This is a genomic window from Streptomyces sp. NPDC028289, from assembly GCF_055565975.1.
Genome location: NZ_JBVHTI010000008.1, coordinates 563593 through 581624, shown reverse-complemented (window position 1 = coordinate 581624; position 18032 = coordinate 563593). Strand labels below are relative to the sequence as shown.

The following is an 18032-nucleotide window of genomic DNA, read 5'->3' as shown; positions in this document are numbered from 1 at the left end:
GGATGACGCATCATGGCCGTATGAAAGAGCTGGCGGGGCGGCTGGCCGCGGTGGACCCGGATGCCGGGGCCGCCGTCGCGGTCATCGCCTACTTCGACCGGCTGGCCGAGACCCGGGCCGGTCTGGAGGCGCTGGTGCGCGGCGCCGCCGTGCTCGCCGGGTGCCCGGCGCGGCTGGCGGACGAGGAGCGGCGGGTCCGGCTGCGGGTGGAGCAGGACGGACGGCGGACGGACGTGGCGGGCGCTCCCGAGCCCGGGTGGCCGTGCGCGCCGCTGGTGCCGGGCGGGCCGCCGGCGCTGTGGCTGGAGCGGGCCGGGGCCGACGGTCCGAGTGTCGTCGACGCGGTGATCCTGGAGCGGGCCTCGGCGGCCGTGCGGTCCGTGCTCGACCGCACCCGGGGGCGGGCTCCAGGGCCGCCGGTGGACGACCCCGCGCTGGTCGAGACGGTCCTGGACGCAGCCGCCCCGCTACCGGCCCGGCTGCACGCGGCCCGCAGGCTGGGCCTGGACACCGCCGACCCGGCGGCGCGCTTTCGGGCGGTGGCCCCGGCCGACGGACCACCCCGGATCGTGGCCGACGGGACGCCCCGGATCACGGCCGACGGCGCGCCACCGGTGCCGCCGGCCGGACGCGCGGGCGTGGGGACGGCCGTGGCCGTCGCGGACCTCCCCCGATCCTGGGCGGCGGCCCGCACCGCGCTGCGGTTCACCTACGACGCCGGCGCACAGGAGCCCGGCGGCCCGCCCGTCGTGCACGCCGACGAACTGGGCGGGGTCGCGCTGCTCGCCGATCTCGTCGTACCCGGTACGGAACCGGCGCCGGACGTCCGCGCGGTGCGGGCCGCCGCGGCGGACGCGCCCTGGATGCTGCGCACGCTGCACGCGGTCGCGTCGACGGCGAGCCTGCGGGCGGCGGCCGCCGACGTCAACGTCCATCACTCCACGCTCCAGGACCGGTTGACGCACGCCGAGCATCTGCTGGGCTGGTCGGTGCGCACCCCGCAGGGCCGGTTCCGGCTGCAACTCGCCCTCACCATGCACCACCTGATGGGCAGCCAGTAGAGGTCAGTAGACGTCCCGGACGTAACGCTTGTCCGCGGCCAGCTGCTTGACGTACACGGTCGCCTCGTCCTCGGTCAGTCCGCCGTGCACGGTGGCGATGTCCTTCAGGGCCCGGTCGACGTCCTTGGCCATCCGGGAGGCGTCGCCGCAGACGTAGAAGTGGGCGCCGTCCTGGAGCCAGGACCACAGCATCGGCCCGTGTTCGCGCATCCGGTCCTGGACGTAGACCTTGGCACGCTGGTCGCGCGAGAAGGCGGTGTCGAGGCGGCTCAGGGTGCCCTCGGCGAGCAGGGCGGTGAGCTCCTCCTCGTAGTAGAAGTCGGTGGCCCGGTGCTGTTCGCCGAAGAACAGCCAGTTGGGGGCGCGGTGGCCGCGGGCGCGGCGCTCCTCCAGGAAGCCGACGAACGGCGCCACGCCGGTGCCGGGGCCGATCATGACCATGGGGGTCGCCGGGTCGGCGGGCGGCCGGAAGTGCGGGGAGCGCTGGACGTGCACCGGGACCGGCGTGCCGGGTTCGGCGTCCGCGAGGAACGGTGAGCAGACGCCCTGCCGGGGCCTGCCGCGCAGGTTCTCGTAGCGGACGACGGAGACGGTGAGCGAGACCTGGTGGGGGTCGGTCAGCGGACTGGACGAGATGGAGTACAGGCGCGGCTGGAGCCTGCCGAGGACGCCCGCCCATTCCCGGGCGTCGGCACGGATCCCGAACTCGGCGACGACGTCGACCGCCTGGCGGCCCCAGGACCACTTGGCCAGCTCGTCCTTGTTGTCGGGACGCAGCAGCTTGCGCAACTCGCGGGGGTCACGGGTGCGTTCGGCGGCGAAGCGGAGCAGGTCCGGGGTGACGCGGGTGATGTCCAGATGGCGGGCGAAGGCCTCGGCGAGCGGGACTTCACCGACTCCGCCGACATCCACGCCGGTTGCGGCGTCGAGGCCGGTGACGTCCAGCCATTCCGCCACCAAGTCACGGGAGTTGAGGGGACGGACGCCGAGCGCGTCGCCCGCCTCGTAGACCAGTGGGGTCTCGCTGTCGCGGGTGTCGAAGGTGAAGCGGCGAACCTCCTTGCCGGCGCCGGGCAGGCTGAGCAGCCGGTTGCCGACGAGGCGGGCGGTGGTGGGGGCGGGGCGCCGGGACCTGGCGGGCGCGGGGGCCGGCGCCGCGGAGCCGTCCTTGAGCGCGGTCAGCACCCGGTCCAGCCAGGCCTCCGCCTGGGTCTCGTAGTCCGGTTCGCAGTCGGTGCGCGGCGCGATGCGGACCGCGCCGAGTTCGTCCATCCGGCTGTCCAGGCGCCGCCCGTGCCCGCAGAAGTCGTCGTAGCTGGAGTCGCCGAAGGCCAGCACGGCGTACCGGCGGCCTTCGAGGCGCCCGGCGTCGAGGGCGGCGAGGCCGTCCCAGAAACCCGCGCCGTTGTCGGGGGCGTCGCCGTCGCCGAAGGTGCTGGTGATCAGGAGCAGGTCGGCGCCGGTGGGCAGGGCGGCCGGGTCGGCCTGGTCCATGGCGACGAGGGAGGCCGCGTGGCCGCCCGCGGTGAGGCGCTCGGCGGTGGTGGCGGCGAAGTCCTCCGCGTTGCCGGTCTGCGAGGCCCAGAGGACCACCACCTGGCGGCCGGGCGTGGGCAGCGGAGCCGGGGGCTCGGCGGACCGCGAGTACATGCCGGCGAGGGTGCCGTTGACCCACAGGGCGTGCTCGGGGCTGAACGGCGCGTCCGGCGGCAGCACGGGGACGCCGGGGGCGCCGACCGGGATGCCGGCGAGGAAGCCGAGCAGGTACTGCCGTTCGGACGCGGTGAGGACCGGCGGCGGGGTGGGGTCGAGGCCGAAGACGGAGGCGGCGGTGGGCGCGACGGCGCCGCCACCGGGTACGGCGGCAGCGGGTGCGACGACGGCGGCCGGGGTCTCCTGCGCACCGGGCAGCTGCACGCTCACCGGTGTCGACACCTTGGTCAGCGACACCGCGCACACCTTCAGCTCGGGCTGGAACGACAGGGGATCGACGGCGTCGCTGGTCACGGCGTTGACGCTGAGGTACTCGCCGAACAGGTCGTTCCAGTGGAAGGGCGCGAAGCAGGAGCCGGGCAGCACCCGGTCCGTGACGACCGCCGGCAGCACCGCGCGGCCGCGCCGTGAGGCGACCTCCACGGAGTCGCCGTCGGCGAGCCCGAGCGCGGCCGCGTCCTCGGGGTGGACCTCGACGAACGGGCCCGGGTCGAGCTTGTTCAGCTTGGCGACCTTCGCGGTCTTGGTCAGGGTGTGCCACTGGTGCTGGAGGCGGCCGGTGTTCAGGACGAACGGATAGTCGTCGTCCGGCATCTCGGCGGGGTCCACGTGCGGCCGGGCGTGGAAGACGGCGCGCCCGGAGGCGGTGGCGAAGGTGAGGGAGCCGTCGGCGTCGACGTACCGGACGGGGTTGCGGTCGGGGCCGTCGGCGGTGGCGGCCGGCCACTGGACGGGGGCGGTGCGCAGCCGGTCGTAGGTCACGCCCCGCAGGTCGTAGCCGGTCTGCGGGTTGTGGAAGCGCTTGATCTCCTCGAAGATCTCCTCCGCGCTGTCGTAGGAGAAGCCGTCCTCGTATCCCATCGCGCGGGCCACGCCGGCGATCAGCCGCCAGTCGGCGGTGGCCTCGCCGGGCGGGTCGGCGGCGGGGCGGGCGAGGGTGAGGTTGCGCTCGCTGTTGATGAGGACGCCCTCGGTCTCGGTCCACAGGGCGGCGGGCAGGACGACATCGGCGTAGGCGTTGGTCTCGGTGTCGGTGAAGACGTCCTGGGTGACGACGAACTCGGCGGCCTCCAGGCCCTCGATGACGGTCCTGCGGTTGGCGACGGAGGCGACCGGGTTGGTGCAGATGATCCAGCAGGCCTTGATCTCGCCGTCGGCCATCTTCCGGAACATCTCCACCGTGCCCTTGCCGACGCCGTCGGCGCGGATCGAGCCGGGCGCGAGCCCCCACTGCTCCTCGACGAACGCGCGGTCCGCGGCGGCGAGGACCGACCGCTGGCCGGGCAGGCCCGGTCCCATGTACCCCATCTCCCGGCCGCCCATGGCGTTGGGCTGGCCGGTGAGGGAGAGCGGGCCGCTGCCCGGACGGCAGATCTTCCCGGTCGCGAGGTGCAGGTTGACCAGGGCGTTGGTGTTCCAGGTGCCGTGCGTGGACTGGTTGAGGCCCATGGTCCAGCAGCTGGTCCACTCCCCCGCCTCGCCGATCAGCCGGGCCGCCGCGCGCAGGTCGGCCTCGGGGATCCCGGTGATGTCCGAGACGGCGGCGGGCGGGTAGTCCGCGAGGAACTCCGGCATCGCCTCCCAGCCCTCGGTGTACGCGGCGATGAAGCCGGGGTCGGTGTGCCCGTTCTCGTACAGCAGGTGGAGCAGGCCGTTCAGGAGCGCGAGATCGGTGCCGGGCCTGACCTGGAGGAACAGGTCGGCCTTCGCGGCCGTGGCGGTGCGGCGCGGGTCGACGACGATCAGCTTCGCGCCCGCCTTCACGCGGTCCATCAGGCGCAGGAAGAGGATGGGGTGGCAGTCGGCCATGTTGGCGCCGATGACGAGGAAGACGTCCGCCTTGTCGAGGTCCTGGTACGAGCCGGGCGGGCCGTCGGCGCCGAGCGAGAGCTTGTAGCCGGTGCCGGCGCTGGCCATGCACAGCCGGGAGTTGGACTCGATGTTGTTGGTGCGGAGCCAGCCCTTGGTGAGCTTGTTGGCGAGGTACTGGGCCTCCAGGCTCATCTGGCCGGAGACGTAGAGGGCGACCGCGTCCGGGCCGTGTTCGTCGACGATCGCGCGCAGCCGCCGCGCGGTTTCGGCGACCGCCGCGTCCACGGCCGACGGCACCGCCTCCGCGCCCCGCTCGGGCCGCAGCAGGGCGGTGGTCAGGCGGCCGGGCGCGGCGAGCATGTCGGCGGTGGTGGCGCCCTTCGTGCACAGCCGGCCGAAGTTCGCCGGGTGCTCCTTGTCGCCGGACGCCTTCAGGACGGTACGGCGGCCGTCCGGGCCCATGCCGATGTCCAGGACCATGCCGCAGCCGACCCCGCAGTACGAGCAGACGGTCCGCACCCTGCCGGTGTCGGTGCTGCGCGAGTCCGGCGCGGCCACGGGCGCCCCCTGTTCCTGCTGGTCAGCCTCTTCCATTCGGCACCGACGGTATGTACGGCTGATTACACCGGCGTCACCGCTCCTGATCAACGGGGGTTAAGGCCGCCGCACAGCCCCGCTCCGGGCGGTGTGAGCGAAGGCGGCCGGGATGCCCGCCGGAGCCGTCCCGGGATGCGCCGTGCCGGGACCTGTTGCACGATGAGGGCGGCCGAGGGAGGGGGCAGGCGAGGAGGACCGGGTGGACAGGGACACCTCCTCTCGACGACGGGCCGCACCGGCGCCGGCGCCGGCAACCGCGCCTGCGGCGACCGCGCGGGACACACCGAGGTCACCGGGCGCACGGGACACACCGAAGACGCCGGGTGCGCCCGTCGCACGGGGCACACCGGCTCCGGCCGCGGCGAAGGCGTCCCCCGTCGGCATCGGCTACGTCGACATGCTGCGTGGCATCGTCGAGGACGCGGCCGTGGGCTTCGCCGTCCTCGGCACCGATCTGCGCTACCTCTACGTCAATCCGCACATGGCCCGGGCGACGGGCGTGCCGGCCGACGCCTACCTGGGCCACACCCAGCGCGAGGTGCTGCCGCACATCCAGCGGCCCGACCAGGTGCTGCGGGACGTCATCCGCGACGGACGGCCGCGCGAGGCCATCATCACCGGACGCACCTGGGTGGACTCGCCGTACCAGGTCCGGGAGTGGCGGTGTGTGTACCACCGGCTCGTGGACGGCACGGGCAGGGTGGTGGGCGTGGCCGCGGTGGGCCTGGAGATCAGCGAGCCGCAGCAGTACCTGTACGAGCTGGAGCGCGCCCACCGGCGGCTGGCGCTGCTGGACTCGGCCGCGTCCCGGATCGGCACCGGCACCGACGTCGCCGGGACCTGCCGGGAGCTGGCGGAGTTCGTCGTACCGGAGCTGGCGGACGCGGCCGGAGTGGAGCTCACTCCGCCGGACACCGTGTCGGCGCGGCGGACGCCGACACGGCTCGCGGCGTACGCCACGCGTCCCGGGCTGGCCACCGGGCTGGCGGCCCTCGACTCGCGCGGCGAACTGGTCGGCTGGCCACGCGGCACCGGGACCCGGCGGAACCTGGCGGCAGGCCGGATCTGGCGCCGCAACGCGATCACCGCGGCGCAGTGGCGGTCGCTGATCCCGCGCTGGGCGCCCGCCCAGGCGTGTCTGACCGCCCGGGTCCACTCGGTGCTGCTCGCCCCCCTGGTCTCGGACGGCCGGGTGCTCGGCATCCTGCTGCTGGCCCGGGCCGGGGACTCCGGGCCGTTCTCGAACGAGGACGCCACGGTGGCCCGCGAGCTCGCCGCCCGCGCCGCCCGCGCCCTGGACCGGGCGGTCCGCTTCGAACGCGAGCACACCATGGCCCTGGAGCTGCAGCGGGCCCTGCTGGCCGAGCCCGGCCAGTTGCAGCAGCACGCCGGTGTGGAGACCACGGCCCGCTACCGTCCCGCCGACGACGGCTCGATGATCGGCGGTGACTGGTACGACGTCCTGGCACTGCCCGACGGCCGCACGATGCTGGTCATCGGGGACGTGATGGGCCACGGTGTGGACGCGGCCGTGGCGATGAGCCACTACCGTTCGACGCTCCGCGCCCTGGCCCTCGCGGGGCTCTCGCCGCGCCGCATCCTGCAGCACGCGGACCGCATGGTCGCCGACTCCGGCTTCGAGCGGGTGGCCACCTGCTTCCTCGCGCTCGGCGACCCGGACGTCGCCACGCTCACCTACGCCAGCGCCGGCCATCTGCCGCCGGTCTGGCTCACCCCTGAGGGCGAGATACAACTGGTCCCGGTGCCGGTCGGCCCGCCGCTGGGCAGCGGGCTCGGCCGGTACGAGCAGGGCGTCACCCCGGAACGCGGCGGGGTGCTGCTCCTGTACACGGACGGGCTGGTGGAGCGACGCGGCGAGGACATCGACCGCGGTCTGGCACGGCTGACGGGACTGTCGCTGTGCCCCACCGATCCGCTGGACAAGATCCTCGACACGGTCCTGGCGCACCTCGCCACCGGTTCCGAGGACGACATCGCGCTGCTCGCGGCCCGCGCAGTACGCGGCTGAGCGGCACGCCCGTACGCCGGGGCGCGCGCCCGCCGTGCCTCCGGCAGTCGTGTGACACCGCCGCGGGTGGCTCGTTCACCGCCGGGGAAGCGATCAGCAGTGAGGACCGGGTATGCGGCACGAGGAGAACGGCACGGCGGCCGCCGTGGAGCAGGCGCTGCGGGACTGGATGTCCGGGGACGCCGAGGGTCCGCTCACGGAGGTGCACCGCTGGGCGCTCCATCCGCCGGGCAAGCTGCTGCGGCCGGTGCTGCTGCTGGAGTCGGCGGCGGCGGTGGGAGGGTCCTGCGAGCGGGTCATGCCCGCGGCGGTCGGGGTGGAGCTGGTGCACGTGGCGAGCCTGCTGCACGACGACATCCTCGACGACGACCAGCTGCGCCGCGGCAAGCCGTCGGGGCATGCGAGGTTCGGGCCGGGCGCGGCCGTCCTGGGCGGTGACGCGCTGATGTTCGCGCTGTTCGAGCAAGTGGTGGAGTGCGGTCGGCGCGGGGTGCCGGAGGCGGCCGTGAACCGGGCCGTGGGCATGCTGGCGCGGGCCGGCCGGCGGATGGCGCAGGGGGTGGCCAGGGAACTGGACCCGGTCCGGGCGCCGGACGCGATCGGCGGGTATCTGGAGATGGTCCGGCTGAAGACGTCGGCGCTGCTCGGCGCGTGCTGCGCGACGGGGGCGGTGCTGGGCGGCGGCTCGCCGGGGCAGGCGCGGGCCCTGGCCGGGTACGGCGAGGCGCTCGGGGTCGCGTTCCAGATCCGCGACGACCTGCTGCCGTACGGCCCGGAGGCCGGGCGGGAGGGCAAGCCCGCCGACAGCGACGTGCGCAACGATCGGCCCAGCCTGCCCCTGCTGCTGGCCGGGCCGGTCTCGAAGGATCCGGAGAAGGTGGGGCGGCTGCTGGTGGAGACGGGCGTGCTGGAGGAGTGCACGCGGATGGCGCGCGCCTATGCGGAACGGGCCTGCCGGGAGCTGGAGGCGCTGCCGCAGGGCCCGCACCGGACCGCGCTGTGCCGGATCGCCGAGGCGCTGGCAACCGGGCCGTGGCGTGCGGGCGGCGCCGGTTGACGGCGACGCGGCTACCCGGCCATCTGGAGACGCTGCGCCCGTACGACCTGGTGGTCACCCCGGTCATCACCGCGCTCGGCCTCACGGCGTGTGCCGGGGCGCTGTACACCGCCGACTACCTCACCCGGCACGAGGACGGGCGGACCAAGCCGTATCGCCCCATCCCCTGCGGACGGCTGCGGGCCGCCACCGCACGGCGGTGCGCGGTCCTCCTCCGGCCGGTGGCGTTCGTCCTGGCCACACTGGCCAACTGGCGTTCCCTCAGCCGCGGGTTCAGTCGTAGGTGATGACCATGCGGAAGCGCGCGGCCCCGGTGAGCATCTTCTGGTAGGCCTCGTCCGCCTGCTCCAGCGGTACGGTCTCGATCGTCGGGCGGATTCCGTGCAGGGCGCTGAACTCCATGGTGTCCTGCACGTCCCGCGCGGTGCCGGACGGATGGCCGCGGATCTCCCGCGCGCCCGTGAGCAGCTGGAGCGGGCTGATCCCGAGCGGCTCGGGGTCGATGCCGATCACCACCAGCTCGCCCCGGGGCCCCAGCCCGTCCACGGCCGCGGAGATCGCCTGGGAGTTGCCCGCGGTGGCGAGCACGACCTTGGCGCCGCCGAGCGACTGGAGGGACTCCGCGACCGGGGTCTCGGCCGTGGAGTCGACGTAGTGGTGGGCGCCGAGCTGCTTGGCGAGGTCGGCCTTCTCGGCGCCTCGGGCGACGGCCACCGTCTCGAAGCCCATGGCCACCGCGTACTTCACCCCGAGGTGGCCGAGCCCGCCGAGGCCGACGACGGCGACCAGGTCACCGGGCTGGGCCGGGCTGCGCCGCAGACCGTTGAAGGTGGTCACGCCCGCGCAGCCCAGGGGGGCGGCGTCGGCCGAGGTCAGCCCGTCGGGGATGCGGGCCAGCGCGTCGACCGGTGCGATCACCTGCGCGCCGAAACCGCCGTCGTAGGACCAGCCGGGCACCTTCAGGTTCTCGCAGACGATGAAGTCGCCCTGGCGGCAAGGCTTGCAGTGGCCGCAGCTGCCGCCGAACCAGCCGACTCCCACGCGGTCGCCGAGCTGCCAGCCCCAGGCCTCGATGCCCTCGCCGAGCTCCTCGATCCGCCCGGCGATCTCGTGGCCGGGTACCACCGGGAACGTGACACCGGGCAGTGCGGCGGTGACGAAGAAGGTGTCGCTGTGGCAGATGCCGCAGGCCTCGACGGCGATCCGCACATGGCCGGGGCCCGGCCTCGGCACCTCCCGCTCGACGATCTCGAACGGCCCGCCCAGAGCGGTCACCTGCGCGACTCGGTAGGTACTCATGCGTCTCTCCCGGAACGGGTACGACGGGTAGGGTCCGAAGCCCCCTCACCCAGCACACCAGCTCCGGGCCGATCCCGCGCGCCGAGCCCCGCCCGGCACCGTCGCCCGGTCCGGCGGTCGGGTGCGGGCCGGTGGGGGCTCGTCGCGCGGTTCCTCCCCCAGCCTTCGGCCGGGGGTACCCCCAGCGCCCCTTACGGGGCGCTGCAGCGGATCAGGAGGTGATGCCGTTGTACTGGTCCCAGGTGTAGGCGAGGTCGGGTGAGGAGGGCTTGCCGGGCCAGTTGAAGTAGTCCCAGACCAGTTCGGCGGGGTTGGTGGCGAGGTAGCCCCGGCCGGGTAGGTCGTCGCCGTCGTCCCAGGCCCAGGGCGGGTTGGCCGCGTCGGTGTCGCACGCTCCGTCGGCCGGGCCGAGGACCCCGCCCGCGCCGCACTTGGCGCCGTAGGGGTTGGAGCTGTCGTCGCCCGCGAAGTTGTCCGGCGTCGCGAACAACGTCGTCAGGGTGCGGTTCGCCCACATGCCGTTCGCGGCGAAGACGTCGGTCAGGGTGTACTGCACGTCCCGGTCGTCGGAGCCGGACGGCACCTCCGCGGTGGAGCCGGGGTAGTAGACGATGCCGTCGCCGCTCGCGTACTGGCTGCGCTCCTGGGACAGGTATCCCTCGGCCCAGGCGGCGTGCGTGTTGGGCTGCTGGGTGGTGAACGGGCGGCCGTGGCCGTCGTCGTGCGGGTCGCCCTGGAGCTTCAGCGTGCCGTCGACGCTCTCCTGGCCGCTGGTGAAGTCACTGCCGGAGGGCACCCAGGAGTAGAAGTTGCTGTGCGCGACGGTGACGGCGGCCTTCAACTGGCCGTGCGCGGAGCCGTCGTTGGCCACCACGACCAGGACTCCCTCGGCGTCGTTCTCGTGCTCGGTGAGGTCCTCCTGGTAGTTGTCGAGGACGCCGTCCGACCAGTCGCGCGGGTGGAAGTACGTGTACAGCAGGTAGGAGAAGGACGGGGTCTGGACGACCGAGTAGTAGACGCGGGCGGCGAGCGGGAACTGGCTGGTGTTCTCCCAGTTGTCGCGGCCGTTGAGGTCGCCGTCGTAGTCGTACGACGTGATGTAGTCGGACTTGCCGCCGAGTGCGGTCTCGCCGGTGGAGTCGACGTCCTGGAAGTTGACCGGGGCCCACCACTGGGCGAGGGCGGCGCGGTCGGTGGCGGCGTCCGCGGCGGCGGGGGTCGGCTGGGTGAGGCCGGCACCGCAGGCGGCGGCGAGGGCGGCCGTCACGGCGAGGGATCTGCGTCGGGTCAGAGGCACACGGAAACGGTGGGGGCGGCTGGTTGCCACGGTTCCTCCGGGGGCGGCGAAAGGAACCGGCACGTCGGTGAAGTCGACGTGCCGGTACGGGAGTTGACGCATGTTCCGGTGGTGCGTGTGGTGCCGCGCGTACGATACAGCGCGGCGCGCGCGGCCCGGCAGGGCCTCAGCAGGTGATGGTGCCCCTGCGCAGGGCGTGACCGCTGTCGTTGCTGTCGTCGGACCACCACACCGGCTTGGTGCCGCCGCTGCACGCGTCGGAGCCGGAGACGGCGAAGCCCTCGTTGTTGTAGTTGTCCATGCCGGTCGGGCGGTTGTAGACGGCGGTGGTGGCGAAGACACCGGAGGAGTTGATCTGCATGGTGCGGTGCCGGCCGGAGCAGGTGTCGTCGCAGACCACCCAGAGACGGGACGTCTGCGGCTCCCACTGGAGCTCCATGACACCGGCCATGCCGCTGCTGAGGGACGCCACGCGGGTGAAGGTGCCGCCGTCCTCGAGGACGTAGCCGTAGATCATGCCGGTGCCCTCGACGCCGACGAAGAACACCCCGCCGGTGTGCGAGCCGTAGTTCGCCGGGTTGTAGGCGGCACCGGTCGAGGCGTCCTTGAACCCGGCGGCGGTCAGGGTGGCGTCGGGGACCCAGGTGATGCCTTCCAGGCCGAGGTTGGAGCCCACCGACGGCAGGTCGGAGGTCAGGTTCCACTCGGCGGCCGCGGTGATGGCGGTGGCGGTGCCGCTCACGTCGTACTTGAGGACGGAGAGCCTGCTGGTGCCGGACGAGTCCGCGTTGCGCTCACTCGCCACGTACACACCGCCGCTGGAGCCGGAGCCGGTGAGCGTGACGCCCTCGTCGTCGGGCGTGCCCGAACCGCTCGGGAACCTGAGCGTCTTGCCGGAGGTCCAGCCGCTGCTGGTGTCGGCCTTCCAGGCGGTGGAGCCGTTGGGCACCAGCCGCCACAGCTTGCCGCTGTTCTGCGCCGCCCACAGCACGCTCCCCTCCTGGTAGAGGCCGCTCATGTCGGAGCCGAAGGCGTTCTTGGTGTCGGCGGTGGCGACCGAGCTGCCGCCCGGCCACGCGGTCGCCGAAATACCGCCGGAGCCACAGTCGTTGGCGGCGCCGAGGGTCAGCGCGGCCGACCCGAAGGAGCCGGTGCCGTCGGGGCAGCGCGACCAGGAGGGGTCGGAGTGCGAGGTCCAGCTGAAGCTGTCGACCAGGGTGGTGCCGTCCGCGAGGTACAGGCGCGCCTCGTCGGAGGAGCCCAGACCGAAGGCGTTGTGCACGTCGAAGGCGACGAAGCCGCCGGGAGCGAGCGTGGTCCCGGAGGCTATCGCGTACGTGGAGCTGTCGTTGTCGTCCCTGAGGATCCATCCGGAGACGTCGACCGTGGCGGTGCCCTTGTTGTAGAGCTCCACCGAGTCGTTGACGCTCCCGGTGGTGACCACCTCGTTGATCCGGATGTCGTCGGCCGCCGCCGCGTGGGCGGGCGACGCCGTCAGGGCACCCACGACGAGCGTCGGTCCGGCGACGGCGACGAGCAGAACACGGAGGCTGTGGCGCCACCGGCGAGCACGTGATTCGGTCACGAAATCCGTCCTGGGGTTTCGTTGTGACAGGCCGCCAGGACCTTTCCGACACCGCCCGAACGGCCGCCTTCACACAGGTGAGGGGGTTATGAACGGTGAGCGAACCGCCAAGATCGCTCCGGGCGGCCGGAGGCGGCCGTCCAGGCTGTGGCGAGCAGGCCGGTGATGACGAGCACCGGGAGCAACTGGGACGTGTGGGTGCCCGCACCGTCCGCCGCGCGGGCGACGAGGTTGTCGAGCCCCAGAGCCGCACCGACCGCCGTCCGGGCCCGTCCCGCGGCGCACCGCCGCGCTAACTCGCCCTCGACGTGGGCTTGTTGGCGATTTCGCGCAGCGCGTGGATGACGCTGCCGAGGTGCGCGCGGGCGGCCTGTTCGGCGGCGCCCGGGTCACGGCCACAGACGGCGTCGATGATCGCGAGGTGCTCCGGGAGCGAGACGGCCGGCCGCCCCGGCTGCAGGGCGAGCCGGAACTGGTGCCGTACCGACTGGCCGCGCAGCCGCTCCAGCACTCCCCCGGCCGTGGACTGGCCGCTCAGCTCCATGAGCCGGCGGTGCAGCCGGTTGTTCAGCTCGGAGTAGGTCATGACCTCCCCGGCCTCGACCGCCCCGGTCATCCCCGCGCGGATCTCCCCCAGTTCGGCGATCCCCGCGTCGGTCACCCGCTGGGCGGCCTTGGCCGCGCACAGGCCTTCGACCACCATCCGCACCTCGGTGATCTCGATCGCCTCGGCCAGCGGCACCGCGCGCACCCGGGCGCCACGGTTGGGGATGCGCTCCACCAGCCCCTCGTTGCCCAGCTGGAGCAGGGCCGAGCGCACGGCACCCCGGCTGACCGCGAACCGCTCCGCCAGGTCGACCTCCACGAGCCGCTGGTCCGGCACGTACTCCCCGCGCACGATCGCCGCGCGGATGACCTCGACGACCGGGTCGGACCCGGACGGGATGTTGGGTGCTGCCGGCACGTGGTGCCCCTTTCCGCAACGGAACAGATCGCCAACGATATTGTCGCCAATCCTGCCCTGCCGTGACGGCCTCCGGCCAGGGACGATGAGCACGACCCGAAGACACCCGTGGACTCCGCCGCCCGGCCGAGCGCCCATGCGCGGACCGGCACCGGCCGGCCGGTGCTGTCGGGGTAGGCGGCGGGGCCGCCGTTGCGCATCACCTCACACGTGACCGTCGAGGTCGGACGGTCGACACGACGGGCGACCGTTCGCGAGGTCGCCGCCCTGAGCCGGTCACCCCACGAAGGCAGTTCACGTACCTGAACCTTACGCACATGCATGTACGCGAGCGGCGCCGCATGCGAGACTCCTTCAACTCCCCCACTCATCAGTTCAGTTGGAGAGGAAGGCACCCATGCACATGTCCCGCAGGGCCGTGCTGGCCACCACAGGCGGCGCCGCGGTGGCGTACGCCGCCGCACCTCAGTCCGCGCAGGCGCTCACCGGCCAGGTGCCGGCGGCGACCGAGACGGTGCTGCGTGACGCGGCCGACTACGCGGTCGCGAAGGTGCGTGCCGTCGCGCCCGGGGTGAGCGCCTTCCCCGTCGGGACGAAGTTCGAGAAGTGGGTCTACTCCCAGAACGGCGACTGGGTCGGCGGATTCTGGCCCGGAATCCTCTGGATGAGCTGGCTCCACAGCGGCGACGACAGCCTGCGCGCCCTCGCCCTGGCGTCGGCCGCGAAACTCGCCCCCCGCCAGTACGACACCAGCACACACGACCTGGGTTTCCTGTTCACCCCGTCCTGGGTCACCGCCTGGCGACTGACCGGCGACACGTCCTGGCGGGACGGCGCGGTACAGGCGGCGCGTTCACTGCTCCAGCGCTACAACCCCCGTGGCCGCTACCTGCGGGCCTGGGGTGCGCTCAACACCTCCGACAACGCGGGGCGCATGATCATCGACACGATGATGAACCTCGACCTGCTCGTCTTCGCCGCCCGGCAGACCGGCGAGAGCGCGTTCATGGACGCGGCCGTGGGACACGCGCAGACCACCCGGCGCCTCTTCCCGCGACCGGACGGATCCACCCCGCACACCTACGACCTCGACCCCGCCACCGGCGCCCCCATCGGCCCGAACACCGTCCAGGGCTACAGCCCCACCTCCTGCTGGGCCCGCGGACAGGCCTGGGGCATCTACGGCTTCACCACGATGTACCGGCGCACCGGCGACCGCCGGTTCCTCGCCACCGCCCGCACGCTCGCCGACTACGCCGTCAAGGCCCTCGGCCCGGACCACGTGCCCGTCTGGGACTATCGCGCACCGCAGCAGCCGTACGACGTCAAGGACGCCTCCGCCGGGACCGTCATGGCCTGCGGGCTTCTCGACCTGGCCGCCGCCACGGGCAGCCGACCCTACCGAAGCACCGCGCTGCGCATCCTCGGTGCCCTGTGCGAGACCTGCCTCACCACCCACTCCACCCGCGCCGAGGCCGTCGTCGCCCGCTGCACCCGCAACCGCCCCGCCGAGGACGGCATCGAGATCTCCCTCCCCTATGCCGACTACTACCTCCTCGAAGCGATCCTGCGCGTCCTGCTCCCCCACGACCTGGACCGGGCGATCGATCTGTCGACGGTCTGACGAGGCACTCCTCAGCCGGCACACGGGGTGAACAGCCGCTGGTGTTCACCCGTACCCCCTGTCGTACGCCTGGCCGTCGGCCGGGCAGGACCACCCGGAAACGGAGGGCAACGTGCCGCAGCAGCCACGAGCCCGGCACACCGGCCGCCTGATGCGCGGCGCGACCCTGGCCGCGACCCTGGCGATCGTCCCCCTGACCGCGGCCTGTGGCGGCGGTGACGACGACGCCGACACGAAGCGGAGGCAGACGAAGGTCTCCGTGTCGGACGCCCCCGCGAACGGTGTGGTGGCTCCGGCCAAGGTCGAGGTGATCGCCGGCCTGACCGGCTGCAAGCCCAAGATCCGCATCGAGGCCACGGAACTGCGCCAGGGCCTGTGCCACACCAGGAAGGTCGACTACCTCATCACCACCTTCCCCACCGACGAACTCAAGGAGACCTGGCTGGACTCCGCCTCGGGGTACGGCGGCCAGTACCTGGTCGGCACCCGGTGGATCGTCAGCGCCCAGCCGGAGATGCTGGACGGGTTCCGCGACAGACTCGGCGGCACGATCCGGCAACTGCGCGGCTTCGGCCCGGCGGCGGAACCGAGCGCGTCGTAGCGCGGCGGCGCAGGAAACCGCCTCGGCCCGTCTCGTATCGGGGGCGGCTCGGTCATGGGGCGAGCCTAGGGCGTGGTGCTCGTCGTCCCGGCGGTGCCGGTCGGCGGTGCGGTGAGGGGGGACGGCTGCTGCGGCGGGGACGCCTCCCCCGAGTCCGCCTGGACGACGAGGACGACCGCGATGACCGCCGTCGTGAGGGCAGCCATGGTGGCCAGCCACCAGATCCCGATCGCTTTCGCGTGAGCGGCCATGGCACCCTCCTTCGACGCGGAGCGTACGCCGTTGCCCGGAGACGGAAGAACTCCCTTTTCACAGCACGCGACAGCCGGCGCCCCACACCACCGGCCGCACCGCCACATTCTGACCGTCTTCCTCGGTTGTCGCGCCGAATTGAGAAATCTGCAAGGTAATTGACCCGGTATCACCGGAAAGAGCACGACGGCCGTCGACTCGAAGCGCGCCCGCAGCGCCGTCCGACGCGTCCCGTTGAGCCGTTCCCCATGGCCGGCCGGCGAAGGGCTTGTGGAGGTGATGTGCGGGCATACGGGATTCACCCCTTCGAGAGGAGCCAGTTCATGCCCGGCATAGTTGCGGCGGTGTTGTTCTTCATCGCCTTCCTGATCAACGCGGCGGACATCAGCACCAATGACACGTTCACCTCCACGAACCTGATGCTGCTGGGGCTGACCGCCCTGGCCCTGCACGTAGCGGGAATCGGAACCGGCTGGTCGTACCGACGGCGGCGCTGATCGCCCCTTCCGCAGGCCTCACGATCGGTGACCGCCACCGCCTCCTGTGAGACAGACCGTCAAATTACCGAACCGTAACCTGCAAGCCGCTGTCACGAGTAACTTACTCGTGCGTAAGGTCTGGCGCACCGCCATCGAGCGGCACGAGCGCGCCCCTGGGACGGTCGCTCCCGTGCCGCGTGTGCACCTCACTGCCAGCCGCTTCTCAGGAGGTTCGCCATGCCCGCACGCAGACGGCTTCTGGCCGCAGCAGTCACCGCCGCCGCCTGCCTAGGCGCTCAGGCCCTCTCGGACACCCCCGCCACGGCGGCGGACGAGGTGGTCTCCCGGGGTGTCGACATCCCCGCGTTCTACAACCCGCCCGCCCACCTGCCCGCGGCCGACGGCGCCCTCGTCCGCACCGAGCCCCTCCCACTCGCCATCAGCCTGCCCGGACTCGACGGCCCGCTTCCCGGCAGCGCGACCCGTCTGATGTACAAGTCCACGGACTCCAACGGTCAGCCGGTGGCCGTAACCGGCGCCTACATCGAACCGTCCGCCGCATGGCAGGGCGACGGACCGCGCCCCCTGGTCGTCGTGGCACCCGGAACCATGGGACAGGGCGACCAGTGCGCCGCCTCCCTTGGACTCGAACACCCGCTGACGGCCAACAGCCAGACGGTGTCCGTCGGTTACGAGGACCTGGCGGTCTACCGCCTCCTCGCGAAGGGCATCGCGGTGGTCGTCACCGACTACGTCGGTCTCGGCGCGACCGACCGGCTGCACACCTATGTCAACCGCGTCGACGAGGGGCACGCGGTGCTGGACGCCGCCCGCGCCGCCCGCTCGGTCGGCGGAGCCTCCGTCACCCACGCGTCCCCGGTGGGGCTGTTCGGCTACAGCCAGGGCGGCGGGGCGGCCGCAGCCGCAGCAGAACTCCAGGCGTCCTACGCCCCCGACGTCACACTCGCCGGCACCTACGCGGGCGCGCCGCCCGCCGACCTGACCTCGGTGACCAAGGCCATCGACGGCAGCGAACTGGCCGGTGCGCTGGGCTGGTCGCTCAACGGCTTCCTCCAGTCCGACCCCTCGCTGAAGCCGATCGCCGAGGCGCACCTCAACGCCGCCGGCAAGGCCGCCCTCGCCGACCTGTCGACCATGTGCGTCGGCGACGCGATCTTCGGCTACGCCTACGCGAAGAGCACCAAATGGACGACCGACGGACAGTCCATCAGCGACATCATCGCCGACACACCCGCACTCCAGTCGTTCCTGAACAGCCAGCGCATCGGCACCCTCACGCCGTCCGGGCCCGTCCGTGTCGCAACCGGCGTCAGCGACAACCTCGTTCCACACGCCCAGGCCCGGCAACTCGCCGTCGACTGGTGCCGCAGGGGAGGCGATGTCACCTACAAGGCCGTCGTGCTGCCCAACGTCGGCAGCGCCCTCCTCAACCACTTCGCCCCGCTCCTCACCGACCAGACCGACGCCGTCCACTGGCTGGCCGACCGGCTCGCCGGCAAGGCGACCACCTCCAACTGCTCCAGCATGCCCCTCCAGCCCTGATCCGCCGGCCGGTGGGCGGCGGACAGTGCGTGCCGGCCACCTCACCGTCGGCCGGGCGCGGGCCTCCGCATCACCGGCGTCAGGCGGGCCGCCGAGCGT

14 protein-coding genes are annotated in these 18032 nt (G+C 72.8%); 8 read left to right on the top strand and 6 right to left on the bottom strand.

What is annotated here, in order from left to right; all coding sequences use genetic code 11:
• The first annotated feature begins 20 nt into the window (after nt 1-20).
• Nucleotides 21-1061, top strand: coding sequence for a helix-turn-helix domain-containing protein (locus tag ACZ4UV_RS39170; protein WP_451019178.1), 1041 nt, complete (start codon nt 21-23; stop codon nt 1059-1061).
• Nucleotides 1062-1064: 3 nt separating this feature from the next.
• Here the strand turns inward: ACZ4UV_RS39170 and ACZ4UV_RS39165 are convergent, their stop codons facing one another.
• The gene (locus ACZ4UV_RS39165; RefSeq protein WP_467844812.1) at nt 1065-5066 is read right to left on the bottom strand and encodes a molybdopterin-dependent oxidoreductase; all 4002 of its coding nucleotides are present in this window, start codon (nt 5064-5066) and stop codon (nt 1065-1067) included.
• A 316-nt stretch (nt 5067-5382) separates the two neighbouring features.
• On the opposite strand from ACZ4UV_RS39165, the gene ACZ4UV_RS39160 reads away from it, so the two are divergent.
• The 3 genes from ACZ4UV_RS39160 to ACZ4UV_RS39150 all read left to right on the top strand — a co-directional run bounded on the left by ACZ4UV_RS39160 (nt 5383) and on the right by ACZ4UV_RS39150 (nt 8556).
• Complete coding sequence (locus tag ACZ4UV_RS39160; RefSeq protein ID WP_451019177.1) at nt 5383-7212, top strand: SpoIIE family protein phosphatase; 1830 nt, start codon at nt 5383-5385, stop codon at nt 7210-7212.
• A gap of 112 nt (nt 7213-7324) precedes the next feature.
• The gene (locus tag ACZ4UV_RS39155; protein WP_451019176.1) at nt 7325-8269 is read left to right on the top strand and encodes a polyprenyl synthetase family protein; all 945 of its coding nucleotides are present in this window, start codon (nt 7325-7327) and stop codon (nt 8267-8269) included.
• Complete coding sequence (locus ACZ4UV_RS39150; RefSeq protein WP_451019175.1) at nt 8266-8556, top strand: hypothetical protein; 291 nt, start codon at nt 8266-8268, stop codon at nt 8554-8556. The genes ACZ4UV_RS39155 and ACZ4UV_RS39150 overlap by 4 nt, the downstream gene beginning before the upstream one ends.
• Here ACZ4UV_RS39150 and ACZ4UV_RS39145 read toward each other — a convergent pair.
• The 4 genes from ACZ4UV_RS39145 to ACZ4UV_RS39130 all read right to left on the bottom strand — a co-directional run bounded on the left by ACZ4UV_RS39145 (nt 8543) and on the right by ACZ4UV_RS39130 (nt 13414).
• The gene (locus tag ACZ4UV_RS39145; protein ID WP_451019174.1) at nt 8543-9568 is read right to left on the bottom strand and encodes an alcohol dehydrogenase; all 1026 of its coding nucleotides are present in this window, start codon (nt 9566-9568) and stop codon (nt 8543-8545) included. The two genes, ACZ4UV_RS39150 and ACZ4UV_RS39145, sit on opposite strands and share 14 nt — an antisense overlap.
• Nucleotides 9569-9779: 211 nt before the next feature.
• On the bottom strand, nt 9780-10865 hold the full coding sequence (locus ACZ4UV_RS39140) for a hypothetical protein (protein ID WP_467844600.1): 1086 nt from the start codon (nt 10863-10865) through the stop codon (nt 9780-9782).
• A gap of 166 nt (nt 10866-11031) precedes the next feature.
• Nucleotides 11032-12450, bottom strand: a complete 1419-nt coding sequence (locus ACZ4UV_RS39135; RefSeq protein ID WP_451017170.1) for a lamin tail domain-containing protein — start codon at nt 12448-12450, stop codon at nt 11032-11034.
• Nucleotides 12451-12742: 292 nt separating this feature from the next.
• Nucleotides 12743-13414 (bottom strand): GntR family transcriptional regulator, encoded by a 672-nt coding sequence (locus ACZ4UV_RS39130; RefSeq protein WP_451017169.1) that lies wholly within the window; start codon nt 13412-13414, stop codon nt 12743-12745.
• A gap of 397 nt (nt 13415-13811) precedes the next feature.
• Between ACZ4UV_RS39130 and ACZ4UV_RS39125 the strand changes: the two genes are divergently transcribed.
• Nucleotides 13812-15038 (top strand): glycoside hydrolase family 88 protein, encoded by a 1227-nt coding sequence (locus ACZ4UV_RS39125; RefSeq protein WP_467844597.1) that lies wholly within the window; start codon nt 13812-13814, stop codon nt 15036-15038.
• A 151-nt stretch (nt 15039-15189) separates the two neighbouring features.
• Nucleotides 15190-15639 (top strand): hypothetical protein, encoded by a 450-nt coding sequence (locus tag ACZ4UV_RS39120; protein WP_390041773.1) that lies wholly within the window; start codon nt 15190-15192, stop codon nt 15637-15639.
• Nucleotides 15640-15704: 65 nt separating this feature from the next.
• Here the strand turns inward: ACZ4UV_RS39120 and ACZ4UV_RS39115 are convergent, their stop codons facing one another.
• Nucleotides 15705-15890 carry a hypothetical protein gene (locus ACZ4UV_RS39115; RefSeq protein ID WP_451017167.1) on the bottom strand — a complete coding sequence of 62 codons (186 nt, stop codon included), beginning with the start codon at nt 15888-15890 and terminating at the stop codon, nt 15705-15707.
• 324 nt (nt 15891-16214) lie between these two features.
• Here ACZ4UV_RS39115 and ACZ4UV_RS39110 point away from each other — a divergent pair, with 324 nt between their 5' ends.
• Entirely contained in the window at nt 16215-16388 is a 174-nt protein-coding gene (locus tag ACZ4UV_RS39110; protein WP_351497320.1) for a hypothetical protein, read from the top strand.
• 219 nt (nt 16389-16607) lie between these two features.
• Nucleotides 16608-17933, top strand: a complete 1326-nt coding sequence (locus ACZ4UV_RS39105; RefSeq protein WP_451017166.1) for a lipase family protein — start codon at nt 16608-16610, stop codon at nt 17931-17933.
• The last annotated feature ends 99 nt before the right edge of the window (nt 17934-18032 follow it).

Bases quoted from the DNA above. Each gene is read 5' to 3' on its own strand.
- ACZ4UV_RS39170 (WP_451019178.1), top strand. From the start codon at position 21: ATGAAAGAGCTGGCGGGGCGGCTGGCCGCGGTGGACCCGGATGCCGGG.
- ACZ4UV_RS39165 (WP_467844812.1), bottom strand. From the start codon at position 5,066: ATGGTCCTGGACATCGGCATGGGCCCGGACGGCCGCCGTACCGTCCTG.
- ACZ4UV_RS39155 (WP_451019176.1), top strand. From the start codon at position 7,325: ATGCGGCACGAGGAGAACGGCACGGCGGCCGCCGTGGAGCAGGCGCTG.
- ACZ4UV_RS39145 (WP_451019174.1), bottom strand. From the start codon at position 9,568: ATGAGTACCTACCGAGTCGCGCAGGTGACCGCTCTGGGCGGGCCGTTC.
- ACZ4UV_RS39125 (WP_467844597.1), top strand. From the start codon at position 13,812: ATGCACATGTCCCGCAGGGCCGTGCTGGCCACCACAGGCGGCGCCGCG.
- ACZ4UV_RS39120 (WP_390041773.1), top strand. From the start codon at position 15,190: ATGCGCGGCGCGACCCTGGCCGCGACCCTGGCGATCGTCCCCCTGACC.
- ACZ4UV_RS39115 (WP_451017167.1), bottom strand. From the start codon at position 15,890: ATGGCCGCTCACGCGAAAGCGATCGGGATCTGGTGGCTGGCCACCATG.
- ACZ4UV_RS39110 (WP_351497320.1), top strand. From the start codon at position 16,215: ATGCCCGGCATAGTTGCGGCGGTGTTGTTCTTCATCGCCTTCCTGATC.
- ACZ4UV_RS39105 (WP_451017166.1), top strand. From the start codon at position 16,608: ATGCCCGCACGCAGACGGCTTCTGGCCGCAGCAGTCACCGCCGCCGCC.